We start from the raw sequence: 12924 nt of genomic DNA, 5'->3' as shown, positions 1-12924 counted from the left end.
GCTCAAGCCTCGTCGATCTGATCGGTATGCACGGAGAAGCCGTTCAGCCACACGGGGCCGAATGTCGTCGTCAACGCGGTGTCGGTCGCATCGCGGCCTCGCGCCATCAGGATGCGGCCGATGCGCGGCTTGTTGTGCCGTGCATCGAACACGTGCCATTCCCCACCCAGATAGACGTCGAACCAGGCGTGGAAATCCATTGGCGTGGGCGCCGGCGGCACGCCGATATCGCCGAGATAGCCACTGCAATAGCGCGCAGGGATGTTCAGGCAGCGACACAGGGTGATGGCCAGATGCGCGAAGTCGCGGCACACTCCAACTTGCTGCACATGCCCTTCGAACGCCGTGCGCGTTGCGTCGGCATGCTCGTATCCGTATTTCATGTGGCGATGGGCATAGTCGACGATCGCCTGGACGCGTGACCATCCGGGCTCCAGATGCCCGAACATGTTCCACGCCATGCTCGACATGCGGTCGGTCTCGCAATAGCGGCTGCCCAGCAGATAGACGAGCACGTCGTCGGGCAGGTCGTGCACCGGATGCTGCTCGGCATCGGGTGACTGCCGGTCGGGCTCGCCGCTGTCCTCGACGAGCAGGTCACAACTCAGCACGGTGTCGCCGGGCGGCAATGTCATCCGCGTGCAGATGTTGCCGAACTGGTCGATATAGTCGTGCTGCTCGATCGCCGGGCTGGTCAGCACCTGCTCGGGCGTCCGCAGATCGCCGTGGCGCGATGGATGGACCTTCAGAAGCGCTGTCATCGCCGTCGGCACGTTCACCCCCAGCACAATCCGGTACCCGGCACGAATCAGCATCGAAAACCCCGTGGTGGCGCCGACCAGATTGCCGCGCCGCAACAAAGTGGAAGATCGGCGCCATCATCGCAACCCCGATCGTGCAGCCGGATGGAGCCGCTGTGTCGGGGTGCTGGGAAAGTCCGGAGCGAAATTGCGTGGCGAAAGCGGCTGGCCCGGCGGTCACCATCCGGGGGAATGCAATCTCCGGCAAACCCGGCACCGGTCAGCATCACCGTCAATCGAGCAACAGGGAGCGCACGCTCTGCATTGATCAGCCGCCCGAAACCCCCGCCCTGCGCCACTGGCGGAGACATGCCGCAAAGATGCGAAAGCATAAACGACCGTTATGAGATTCACTATTGGCGGAAAGATCGGAAACTTGGCTTTTGTACAGCGCGGGCATGCAAACAAAGCCAGAATGCATAAAATAGCTCGCCTCTCGTCGAAATAATAATCACTCCATACTTCAAAAATTAAATACATTACCATTTCAAATTATGGTAAATAGAAACCTAATACTATATATATATGAAATACTAATTACTTAACAAAAATTAAGATGATCTCTGCTACTTGAAAGTCGAACTTGTTCACGTATATTAGTCTCTCTAGGGGCCTATAGCATTCTGCAGCGTGTAGCATCGCGTACAATGCCGAAAACTGAAGTCCTTGGCACGAGATTCGTGTCCAAGCGGCATTTCCGCCGCTCCGGGCATCGACTCCAGCAAGGTGGCCAACGTGCGGACTGCGATGATCGGACTGATACTGTCGACAGGCGCCGAGGCGGCACTGGCGCAACAGCTCCCCAGTGCCGGTGGCCAGCTGCGGCAGCTGCCACCCCCGGCGCAGATGACACCCGTCAATCCCGAACTGCGCATCGAGCGGCCGGCACCAGCTGTCGTTGCAGCCGATGCCGGCCCCGCCTTTTCGGTCAGCGCAATCGCCATCACCGGCATGACGGTGTTTTCCGAATCCGAACTGCGCAGCGTCACCGGCTTCGTGCCCGGCGCCAGCCTCAGCCTCGGTGATCTCAACGCCATGGCCGCCAGGATCACCAGCTTCTATGCCGCCCGCGGCTATTTCGTCGCCCAGGCCTATCTGCCGGCGCAGGCTGTTGCCGATGGCACCGTCACCATTGCGGTGATCGAGGGCCGCTACGGCGCCGTGACGACCAACAACACCACCCGCGTTGCCAATGGGGTTGTCGCCAGTCGTCTCGCCGGCCTCGACAGCGGCGACATCGTGGCCAATCGCGCACTGGAACGCCGGCTGCTGCTGCTCTCGGACGTGCCCGGCACGCTGGTCAAGTCGACGCTGTCGCCCGGCGCCGAAACCGGCACCGCCGATCTTCGCGTCGACGTCACCCCCGGCCGCAGCATCACCGGCAGCATCGATGTCGACAATGGCGGCAACCGCTACACCGGCTATTACCGCGCCGGCGGCAGCCTCAACTTCAACAATCCGCTTGGGTTGGGCGATGTGCTGAGCGTCCGCGGCCTCGTGTCGGATGGCGGGCTCACCTATGTTCGCGGCGCCTATCAGCTTCCCGTCGGTGCCCTAACCCTCGGTGTCGCCTATGCGCGGCTGGATTATTCGCTCGGCAAGGAATTCGAGGCGCTCGATGCCCATGGCTCGGCCGACATCTTCAGCGTCTTTGCCAGCTACCCGCTGCTCCGGACCTATGATTACAACGTGTATCTGCTCGCTGCCGCCGACTTCAAATTCTTCCACGATGAGGTCGACACCACCAACAGCGTGATCGACCGGCGGTCGCAGGTCGGCTCGCTCGGCCTTTCAGGCGACGGGCGCGATGCCAGCGGCAGCAGCTTCTGGTCGATCGGCTGGTCGATGGGCAACCTCGACATCCGCACCCCCGCCGTTCGCGCCATCGATGCAGTGACGGCGCGCAGCAACGGCGGCTTCCACAAGCTCAACCTCGCCGCCGGCCGCAACCAGTCGTTGACCGAGAACCTGTCGCTGTACCTTTTTGCTCGCGGCCAGCTGGCGTCGAAGAACCTCGACATTTCCGAAAAGATGCAGCTTGGCGGCGCCTATGGCGTCCGCGCCTATCCGGAAGGCGAGGGCTTCGGCGACCAGGGCTATATCGTCACCGCCGAAGCGCGGCTGCGACTGGCCGGCGTGTCGGACGCGGTGCCCGGCGATGTCTCGCTTGTCGCGTTCGTCGACCATGGCGGCGTCACCTTCAACCGCAACCGCTTTTCGCCCGCCGACAACAGCACCAGCCTCAGCGGTGCCGGCGGCGGCATCGCCTGGGCCGACAACGGCAATTTCCAGGTCCGGGCCTCCTATGCCCACCGCCTCGGCAACCAGCGCGTCACCTCGGGCCCCGATGCGTCGGGGCAGTTCTGGTTCCAGGCAAGCAAGTTCTTCTGATCCGTTCCGCCACCGAACCCGGTGCGGACGCATGATTTTCACAAGGTAAAGCCCATGTTTCTCGCCGTTCTCGCCAAGGCCCATCGCATTCGACTCCTCGCCGGCACCATGGTCGCGGCGCTGGTGTCGCTGCCCGGCGCAGCGCTTGCACTTCCCGGCGGCGGCGTCGTTGTCGCCGGCAGTGCGACGATCTCGGCTGCAAACGCGGCGCTGACGATCAACCAGTCGAGCCAGAATGCCGTCGTCAACTGGCAGAGCTTCGGCATCGCAACGGGCGAGAGCGTGACCTTCGCCCAGCCCAACGCCCAGTCGGTGACGCTCAACCGCGTCCTTGGCCAGGACCCCAGCGCCATCATGGGCCAGATGTCGGCCAATGGCCGGGTCTTCATCGTCAATCCGAACGGCATCCTTTTCGGTCGCAACGCCCAGGTCAATGTCGGCGGCCTTGTCGCCTCGACGCTCGGCATCTCCGACAGCGACTTCATGGCGAACCGCTTCCGCTTCGAAGGCAGTGGCGGCAGCGTCCGCAACGAGGGGAGCATCAATGCCGATGGCGGCGTTGTTGCGCTGATGGGCTCGCAGGTGAGCAACCAGGGAACGATCCAGGCGCAGCTCGGCAGCGTGGCGCTCGTCGGCGGTGAGGCGGTGACGCTCGATTTTGCCGGCGACGGCCTCCTCAACGTCGCCATCGAGCGCGGCGCCATCCAGGCCATCGTCGAGAACGGCGGGCTGATCGCGGCCAATGGCGGCCGGGTCCTGCTCACCGCCCAGGCCGCGGGGCAGTTGCTCAAGACCGCTGTCAACAACACCGGGGTCATCGTTGCGCAGACCGTTGCCAACCGCGGCGGCGTCATCCTGCTGCTCGGCGACATGACCAGCGGCACCATGACCATCGACGGCAGCCTCGATGCCAGCGCTCCCGATGGCGGCGACGGCGGCTTCATCGAAACCTCGGCGGCCTCGGTCAACATCGCCGATACGGCACGCATCACGACGCTGGCAGCGAGCGGCACCACCGGCACCTGGCTGATCGACCCGGAGGATTTCACGATCGAGGCCGGCAAGAACATCTCGGGCGCGGCGCTTTCGGCGCTGCTCGTCACCAACAGCATCGTCATCAGCACTTTTCCGGGCAACGACAACACCGTCAGCGGCACGCCGCCGACCACCAACCTGTTCACGTCGGCGACCGGCAATGGCGACATCTTCGTCAACGAAGCGATCGCCTGGACCGCCAGCCCGAGCACCACCACGCTGCGGCTCAATGCGGTGCGCGACATCAACGTCAACGCGTCGATCACCGCGACCAATGGCAACATCGTGCTGTGCTGCGGCCGCGATGTGAACCTGGCGGCGGCGATGACGACGACCAACGGCAGCATGATCGTCAATGCCGGGCGCAACGTCACCATCCAGACCATCGCCGCGCTCACCGTCACCGACGGCAACATGGTGCTCTGTGCCGGGCACGACCTTCTTATCCAGGGCGCGATCGTGCTGACCCGAGGCACGACGATCCCGGCGCAGTCGCTCGGCGTGCCAGCGGGCATGACGCTGATCGCCGGCTTCGACGGCACCGGCCCGGGAGTCGAGGGCGGCACGGTGATCTTCGGCGCTTCGGCGCCGCCGATCGTCGTCACCGGCCCGACGGCGCTCGTCACCATCAACTACAACCCGACCTCCTATGCGACGCCGACGAACTTCACGCCGCGCTTCACTCTCAGCGGCGGCTCCACGATCGATGCCCGGATGCTGGTTTTCCCGACGGCGACAAAGGTCGGCGACGGGACCACCGCGGTGGTGCTCAGCGGCTTCAACAGCACCGCGACCTCGGGGCTGCCGACGGGTGTCACACTCGTCGCCGGACCCGATGCGCGGGCCGATTTCGACAGCGCCGTGCCGGGTGAAGACGGCGGCGTCAGCTTCAGCGGCTACACGCTGGGCGGCGCCGATGCCGCGCAATACGCACTTGCGAGCTCGTGCTGCGAAGCCGGGCAGCGCACGGCTGGCGTCGTCACACCGCCTACGCCTACTCCGACGCCTACGCCTACTCCGACCCCGACTCCGACCCCTACCCCCACTCCAACGCCAACTCCAACGCCAACACCTACTCCCACACCGACACCCACCCCCACGCCAACACCTACCCCCACACCGACACCGACCCCCACACCAACACCAACCCCGACCCCAACGCCAACGCCAACCCCAACCCCAACCCCAACCCCAACTCCAACGCCTACCCCCACTCCGACGCCTACTCCGACTCCGACGCCGACACCAACGCCCACGCCCACCCCGACCCCCACACCCACTCCAACGCCAACGCCAACGCCAACGCCAACGCCTACCCCGACGCCTACCCCCACCCCGACTCCGACCCCGACTCCGACTCCGACTCCGACGCCTACCCCCACCCCGACGCCGGCACCCGCTCCGCTCCCGGTGTCGCCGATCTCGACCACACCGATTCCTGCGGTGGTCACCGGCATGCCGCTCGCCGGGATCCAGTTCGCCGTGTTCGATGGTGGAGTCAGGATGCCCGCAGTTCCGGTGGCAGAGGTACCGGCTCCGGTCGAAGTCGCGCCTGAGCCTGTTGCACAGCCGGCACCCGTAGCGCCGGCACCGCGCCCCGTGCTGAAGCCCAAGCCGTCGCGGAATTGATGGACCGGGCCGCCGAGCGCCGCTTGCGGCACCTCTGCCTCGCGCTGGCGCTCGTGGCGGCGCCGGCCGGTGCCTATGCTGCGGGCGCTGCTGCGGAATCGGCCCTGGCCATGACGATGCCATCAGCCGATGTTGCCACGATCGCTGATCGCATCCGTGCCGGTGGCGACAACGCCGGCATGGCGTATGTCATCGTCGACAAGCACAATGCCCGCGCCTTCGCCTATGCCGCCGACGGCACGCTGCGCGGCACGTCACCCGTGCTGCTCGGGCTCGCTCGCGGCGACATCAATCCGCCCGGCATCGGCGACCGGCCTCTGTCCGCCATCGGGCCGGAAGATCGCATCACCGCTGCCGGCCGCTATGTCGCGGAGCTTGGCAACGACCTCGGCAAGAACGATATATTATGGGTCGATTATGCCAACAGCCTGTCGCTGCACCGCGTCGTCACCGGCAAGCCATCCGACGAGCGCCAGCGCCGCCTGATGTCGCACAGCCCGGATGACAACCGCATCTCGTACGGTTGCATCAATGTGCCCGCCGATTTCTTCGATGATGTGGTCCGCCCGCTTTTCCTCGGCACGGTCGGCATAGTCTACATCCTGCCCGAGCAGCGCGACCTGCTTGGCGTCTTCCCGACGCTGCGCTGACGGCAGCGCGGAGGCCGGGCAATCGTCCGTGCACCATTTGAGACGTCATGCGCTCGAAGAGGTCAGGTCACCGCGCCGATGATAAGGCTGGCGACAAGGCCTGCCAGTGCGACGATCGTTGCCCAGTCGGGCAGGCCGGTGATCTCGCCGCCAAGCATCTTCTTCTTGTAATCGAATTTCGGCTTCGCAGAAAGACCGCCGATCAGGCCCACCACTGCCACGAACAACGTTGTCGCGGCGAGCGTGATCATCCATATCTCGCGGGTAAGGACGAAAAAATAGATGAGCAGGATCGTCGCTGCGGCAACCCCGAGATAGCCGAGCACGGTGAGGATTTTCTTGACTGTGGGATTGCTCGTTGTGCTTGAAGCAGTCATAGATATGCCTTTCCAACCAGCAACTTCTAGTGTGCGCGCCGCAAACGGACCGATACATCCGGGAGGGCATGGAAACGATACTATCCGACCTTTTGATGTTAATATAACTCAATAATGCTGTTTTGCCAACCGATGTTGTTGCCCGGTTCAGAATTATAGGACTGCATCAAGGGCTATGAATTGCTTACGACGCATTAACGCCTGCCTGGAGCATGCGCCATGGATCAACTTCGACTGCCTTTCTTCATTTTCGCCGTCGCGCTGCTCGCGCTAGCTGCATTGATTGAACTGACAGCCGCCGATTTTCTTTCGGACATGTTTGCGCGTGGTGAAAACGAAGTGCCCGGGCTCGCCATCAAGTATCTTTTCATCATCGACGGCACCCTCCTCTACAATCTGCTCTGCCAGAGCCTTTCGGTGCCCGTGCCGCGCGAGCTTGTTGGTCGCGTCCAGCCGATCACGACATTGCTCCTGTCCCTGCTTGCGCTTCTGGCCGGCTTTGCAGCGCTGATGCTGGCCTTCGGGCTGCTCATGCTGATGGTCGGCCTGTTGTTGGCAGTACCTTTCGGGACCATCGCCTATGTCGCAGGCTGGGGCAGTTTTGCAAAAAGCGGCGCAGCGGCGACCCTGACACTGGTGATGGCACTCAAGCTGCTGTTTTCCCTCTTTCTCCTGCTCGCCCAGCAGCGGTTCCTGCAGAACAAGGGCCTGCTCTTCTATGTGCTGCTGTCGCTCGGCCTGACCTGGGGCATTGCCTTTGTCCATGCGCTGGTACCCGCTGTCCTGATCAGCATCGCGGACGCGGCGATTGCCGTGGTCATTGCGGTCATCGGGCTCGTCCTTCTGCTGCTGCTCTTCGTTTTCGCAATCATCGGCACGATCAAGGCGGTGGCGAGCCTGCGACACGGCTGATCTATTCCATCCGCACCGTTGCCCCGCGCGGCGCCGCATAGACAAATTGCGCGCCAAGCTCGGAGACCGGGATCATCGTCACGTCGCTGCCGCGCTGGCAAAAGGGTATATTCTCGTCGCGCCAGCCGGCCGGGCAGGCGGTCGTGGCGTCTCGCGTCATCGGTTGACCGGGCAGGCAGAGACAGAGCGTGCGCCGACCCTTTTCGGGAACGGGGAAGGATATCGTCGCGACACTGCCGGCAACCAGCCGCGCCCGCGCCGCCCGCATCCGGCTATCGGTGTCCGGCGGCACCGATCGCACGGCCTCTTCCCCAGCGCGGACGATCACTTCGGGTTGCTCCACCGCGACTGCAGGCACGAAGCCTCCGAAGACGCGCAGCACACCCGCCATCAACGCCGGCGGCTCCCAGTCTTCTGCTGCCTCCTCATCGACTTCGCCACTCTTCATCGGTGGAGTCCAGCCGCTGCCCGATGATCCGCGGTCCGTGTCAGTCTTGTCCTCCCGCGCGCCGGCCACCTGCAGCACGACGAAGCTCAGCCCCAGGAGCAGCAGGACGATGACGGCTAGCCGCATCCGTCACATCCGCCTGAACACGAGATCCGAAGGAATGCGAAGGATTTCGGGGCGGAAGACAAGGCACGATGTCTGCACATCGGTGATTGTGATCACCAGCGGCTGGTTCAGCTTGACCCTGACGCCACCCGCCGGCTCCTGGCTGATGACCAGATCGTCGACGCCGGATTGCCGGCAACTCTGCCTTATCTCCGAAAGCGTGAGCCGCGCCTGCCGAATCTCGTTCTGCGCGGCCGCCAAGCGCTTGTTGCGCAGATCGGGCACCGCAATACCCGGATCGACGATCGCCGTGACACGCAGATCGGCTGTGATCGGCGTGTTGGCCGCGGGAAAGACGCTGACGATATGTCCCGGTTCGAGCCCCTCGACACGCTCGGCGACCGTCACCTGGAAGCCGTGCTGCGTGGCAAGCGCCTCCAGTTCCGCCAGCGGCCTTCCAGAAAGCTCGGGCAGCGTCGCCACGGGATCGGCCACTGGCGGCGGGTCGGCGGGCGGAGGCTCGTCGCCATCGGGGCGGAAGGCCAGAAACGCCACACCACCGACGATGACGACCACGATCACCGCAATCAGGATCCATAGCCAGGTCCGGTTGGGCGGTGGCGGCGCGCTCGCATCCACCCTCAGGGTCGAGGCCGGGCCGTCGGCAAAGTCATTGTCCGGATCGTTCACCGCCACCACCCGCGGCCGGAAGGGATAATCGCCCGGCGCCGTGCCTGGCGGGACCGAGATGACCACGCTTGCGGTGTGCGTCTCTCCTGCCAGAAAATTGCGCTCGGTTTCGCCCTCGATCTTGAACCATTCGGCCCTGGTATCGCCGGTCACGCGCAGGCTCAGCCGCCCGCTGCGGGGTCCGCCGCTCCGATTGGTGACGCTGAACTGGATTGCGCCGGTCTGAGGCGCCTGGCCGCCGCCTTTCAGCGCCACGGTGGTGGGTCCGTCCGGAATTTCGAAACTCGGCATGGTCATGACTCCCGATCAGCCAAAGCAGGGGAACGCCGGTGCATCATGGCTCTGATGCCTCCGGCGCAGGGGTTGGGACTGGTTCCGGAGCGGGATCCGGAGCGGGATCCAAAGCGTTCGGCGCCTCGGCAAACTCGATCGACCAGGTCGCATGCGCAGGCCGCTCGCCCTCGATGATGCGCTCGACGAGCTTCGCGAGCGGCCGTGCGGCGGCAGGGGCCCTGACATCGAGATGAAAGGGCCGCCCGTCGTCGTCATTGATCTCGAAACCCGTCAGCCCGGTCGCCAGTTCGAGCTGGCGCGTGAGCGACCCGCGGGTTCCGCGAGCACGCCCGAGCCGGGCGGTCTCGGCCACCAGCAGTCGCAACTGGCGGGTGCCGGCGCGGAAGCTGGGGGTTCCTTTGCCCGGGCTGTCAGCCGTCCCGTCGAGATATCGATCGAGCCCCAGCCAGCTCGCCATCAGCAGCACCAGGGCGTCGTTGGGTGCAGCATGCGGGGACACGATCGTGTCGATGTCCTGAAGCAGGGCTTCGACTTGCTCGTGCATCGCGTCCATCGCTGCGAGCAGCGCCAGCAAGGGCCCGTCCTGGCGCGCACCCGCCGCCTGATAATTCTCCGGCAGATAGTGCAGGATGCGCGAGGGCTCCATTTCAGCCGCCTCCATCCTGAACGATGACGAGGCGGTGCTCCCCCGAGCAATAGAGCCAGCGCGGTGGCAGCGGCACGCGCTCGCGATACTCGATTGCCGAGGCAAGCGTGTAGCTCTGGCCACCGTCGAGGCTGGCATGGATGCCGCGGATGCCGCCGCTCAATATCACCAGGCCGTCCGGCCGGCGCGCCGCCGCCACTGCGCGGACCTCGTGCAGCAATCGGCGTTCGCTCAGCAGCGGCAGGCCGGCATCGAGGCGGGCGGGCACCCATGCGGGCGCCGCAGCATCGACATCGAGGGTCAGCACGCCGGCGCGATTGGAGCCGGCAATGACGAGATTGCCGGCAAAGGATAGCGCCTGGGCCGATCCGCCGCGCCATCCCTCCCGAAACTCGACCCAGCCGGCGGGGTCGCGGGCGCCGTCCGCACGCAGTTCGAGCCGCTGTGCGCCATGCCCTTCCTCGCCGGCTTCCGCCGCCATCGTCGCCCAGAGGAACAGCCGCGATCCGGTCGCATGCACACCGAGCACGCGCACGTCATGGTCCTTGAGCCCTGGCGCCAGATAGCTGTTCGAAACGCCGCCTGCGGGCGAAACATACACGCCGCCTCTGGCACGGGCAGCGACTGCGACATGGACAAGACCCGAGCTCGATGTCGCTGTCGCCACGGCCCAGAAGCCCTTGGCGTCTTGGGCCGGATCGACCACCACCGGCGCCGGCACCTTGTCCGAGCCAGGAGCGAAGTGGAGCAGGCCGGTGCTGGTCGCGAGCAGAAGCGCCGGCTGCCCGTCCTGCTCCAGCCAGGCGGCGTCGGACAGCTCGCCGTCGATCGCCGCGGCATCGAGGCTCCAGGTCTCCCCCAGGTCCCGGCTCAGATGCACGACGCTCCCGGTGCCCCGCGCGATTCCGAGTGCCAGCAGCCCCGGCCGCGTCGGATGGCGGCGGACGAAGCGCGGTGCCTCGCCTTCCTGCAGATGCAGCACCGACCAGCTGTCGCCATCGTCCTCGCTGCGGTGGAGTGCCACGTCGGTGACTGCAAACCACAGGCCCGGCTGCGCGGGGTCGGCGCGCAGGTCGCAGACGTTGCGATGCGGCGTCTCGTCGATCCGGAAGACGAGCTGGTCGGCATAGCGGACACCGGGCTCGCCCAGAATGCGCTCGTACACTTCGGAGGCGCGAATCTGGCGGCCGAAGGCAAGTTCGCGGAGCGGCGAGAGAAAGGCGTGGATACGACGGTAGATGCCGTGCTCGACCGCAGCGGGATCGGCTTCGGGCCCGATGACGACGCGCGCGGACACCGAGACCGGTCGTACTTTCGCCCACCGCACCGTTGCGCGCACACCCAGCGGCCGGCGACGGTCGAGCGCTGCTTCGGCACGGGCCCGCACGGCTTCGGTGCGGTGCGACGCGACGACCGCTGCGGTGATGCCGGTGCCCGGATGCGCGTCGGCGTCGATGGATGGCACGGCGAGCACTTCGACCACGCCGGGGGCCGCATGGCGCCAGACCTGCGCCTGGGCGAAGGCGAGGGCGCGCGAAATGCCCCCCGGCTCGAGCACCACCTCCTCATAGTCGCGGACAGTGACCGCGACATCGCGCGCGGCCATGGCGGAAGGAGCGCGGCGCAGCAGCTGCTCGATCGTCTCGGCATCGGCGCCCCCGCGTGCGGCTTCCGGGTTGGTCACCTGCACCTGTGGCACAGCAGCGATGCTGGTCAGGGTGCCCGCCGCAACATTGCCGGCTGCCCCGCCACCGCGCCGGTACCAGGCTCGCAACTGCCGGTCGGGCAGGGGTGCGGCACCGCTGCTGCCCTGGCCGAACTGGACGACTCCGGCACCACGATCGAGGAGATACACCGGCTCGCCCGCCGCAGTATCGGCCATATGCGCCACTTCGCGCCAGATCTCGAAGACGCGGCCATCGACCGCCCGCAGCGCGCGCCCCGGCGACAGGTCGTCGTCGGTTTCGACGCCCAGCATGAAGTCCCGCCCGTCCGGCAGCCCGCGCACCACCGGCGCGCGTGCCAGCCGGAAAAGCTGCCCGCCACCGCCGCCGCTGCCGCTGTTGCTGCTGCGACCGAGCGCCTCGTTTTCGACCAGCTCGCAGTGCAGCGCCGTGCCGCGCGCCTCGGCGTCGCCATCGCCGAGCACGACCATGTCGACCAGCGTGAAGGCAACGCTCGCATCGCCGGTCGCCACGCGGGTGCCGGCGGGAATCTCGATCCGGCCCTTGCTCTCGGCACGGCGGGTGAACAGCAGCTCGACGACAGCGGCGGCGGGCGGCCGCATCTGCACGCCTGCCAGGTTGAGCAGGGCGAGCTGCAGTCTCGGCGGAATGCGGTTGACCCGGTAGAGCAGGGCCTCGGTGAGAAAGGCAAAGACATCGATCAGTGCGGCACCGGGATCTCCGACCGACAGATCGGTCCATTCGGGGCACAGCGCGCGCGCGCGGGCGGTGCCGGCGGCGACCAGCTCCGCAAAGCTGCGATCGTCGAGCCGTGGCAGGGGCACCGTCATGCGCCGCCTCCTCCGTCGAGCGCGATCGCAAGGTCGAGGCGTGCTGTCTCGCCGGTTGCGCGGATGCGATAGTCGAGCGTCACCAGCAGCCCGCCGACGTCGAGCGGATCGGCCTCGGCATCCAGCCGGACGATCTCCACCCGCGGCTCGAAGCGGGCGATCGCCTGACGCACATAATGGATGGCGAGACCAGCGGTGGTCGCATCATTGGGGGAAAACAGCAGCCTGTGGAGGGGGCAGCCATAGTCGGGCCGCATCACCCGCTCGCCCGGTGCCGTCGTCAGCAGCAACAGGATCGATTGGCGGATCGCCTCCGGCCCGGCGACAAAGGCAAGGCGGCGGCCGGGCGTGAGCAGCGGTCCCGCACCCGCATCAGGACGGATCTGCTGGTTGCCGGCGCCCTCGAAGCGGATGGCCCGGACAGCTACCAAA

11 protein-coding genes are annotated in these 12924 nt (G+C 65.9%); 4 read left to right on the top strand and 7 right to left on the bottom strand.

Annotation, left to right across the window (positions count from 1 at the left end):
* Window positions 1–2 precede the first annotated feature (2 nt).
* The gene (locus FHS79_RS11240; protein WP_184199919.1) at window positions 3–815 is read right to left on the bottom strand and encodes a transglutaminase-like domain-containing protein; all 813 of its coding nucleotides are present in this window, start codon (window positions 813–815) and stop codon (window positions 3–5) included.
* Between the two features lie 732 nt (window positions 816–1547).
* Here FHS79_RS11240 and FHS79_RS11235 point away from each other — a divergent pair.
* The 3 genes from FHS79_RS11235 to FHS79_RS11225 are packed head-to-tail and all read left to right on the top strand — an operon-like array spanning window position 1548 to window position 6505.
* Window positions 1548–3191: a ShlB/FhaC/HecB family hemolysin secretion/activation protein gene (locus FHS79_RS11235; RefSeq protein WP_184199773.1), complete on the top strand. Its 1644-nt coding sequence runs from the start codon at window positions 1548–1550 to the stop codon at window positions 3189–3191.
* A gap of 54 nt (window positions 3192–3245) precedes the next feature.
* Window positions 3246–5855: a two-partner secretion domain-containing protein gene (locus FHS79_RS11230; protein ID WP_207792319.1), complete on the top strand. Its 2610-nt coding sequence runs from the start codon at window positions 3246–3248 to the stop codon at window positions 5853–5855.
* Window positions 5855–6505 (top strand): L,D-transpeptidase, encoded by a 651-nt coding sequence (locus FHS79_RS11225; RefSeq protein ID WP_184199771.1) that lies wholly within the window; start codon window positions 5855–5857, stop codon window positions 6503–6505. Before FHS79_RS11230 ends, FHS79_RS11225 begins: the two co-directional genes overlap by 1 nt.
* Window positions 6506–6567: 62 nt before the next feature.
* Here FHS79_RS11225 and FHS79_RS11220 read toward each other — a convergent pair whose 3' ends face one another.
* Window positions 6568–6882, bottom strand: a complete 315-nt coding sequence (locus tag FHS79_RS11220) for a hypothetical protein (protein WP_184199768.1) — start codon at window positions 6880–6882, stop codon at window positions 6568–6570.
* A gap of 219 nt (window positions 6883–7101) precedes the next feature.
* Between FHS79_RS11220 and FHS79_RS11215 the strand changes: the two genes are divergently transcribed.
* Entirely contained in the window at window positions 7102–7794 is a 693-nt protein-coding gene (locus FHS79_RS11215; RefSeq protein WP_184199765.1) for a hypothetical protein, read from the top strand.
* A 1-nt stretch (window position 7795) separates the two neighbouring features.
* Here FHS79_RS11215 and FHS79_RS11210 read toward each other — a convergent pair whose 3' ends face one another.
* The 5 genes from FHS79_RS11210 to FHS79_RS11190 are packed head-to-tail and all read right to left on the bottom strand — an operon-like array spanning window position 7796 to window position 12923.
* Window positions 7796–8368 carry a hypothetical protein gene (locus tag FHS79_RS11210; RefSeq protein ID WP_184199762.1) on the bottom strand — a complete coding sequence of 191 codons (573 nt, stop codon included), beginning with the start codon at window positions 8366–8368 and terminating at the stop codon, window positions 7796–7798.
* Between the two features lie 3 nt (window positions 8369–8371).
* Window positions 8372–9328 (bottom strand): PASTA domain-containing protein, encoded by a 957-nt coding sequence (locus tag FHS79_RS11205; RefSeq protein ID WP_184199759.1) that lies wholly within the window; start codon window positions 9326–9328, stop codon window positions 8372–8374.
* 43 nt (window positions 9329–9371) lie between these two features.
* Entirely contained in the window at window positions 9372–9992 is a 621-nt protein-coding gene (locus tag FHS79_RS11200) for a phage tail protein (RefSeq protein WP_184199756.1), read from the bottom strand.
* Window positions 9979–12492, bottom strand: a complete 2514-nt coding sequence (locus FHS79_RS11195; protein WP_184199755.1) for a baseplate J/gp47 family protein — start codon at window positions 12490–12492, stop codon at window positions 9979–9981. Before FHS79_RS11195 ends, FHS79_RS11200 begins: the two co-directional genes overlap by 14 nt.
* Entirely contained in the window at window positions 12489–12923 is a 435-nt protein-coding gene (locus FHS79_RS11190; protein WP_184199753.1) for a GPW/gp25 family protein, read from the bottom strand. Before FHS79_RS11190 ends, FHS79_RS11195 begins: the two co-directional genes overlap by 4 nt.
* Between the last annotated feature and the right edge of the window lies 1 nt (window position 12924).

This window comes from Polymorphobacter multimanifer (genome assembly GCF_014205635.1).
Classification (GTDB): domain Bacteria; phylum Pseudomonadota; class Alphaproteobacteria; order Sphingomonadales; family Sphingomonadaceae; genus Sandarakinorhabdus; species Sandarakinorhabdus multimanifer.
This window is presented reverse-complemented; position numbering and strand designations above follow the sequence as displayed.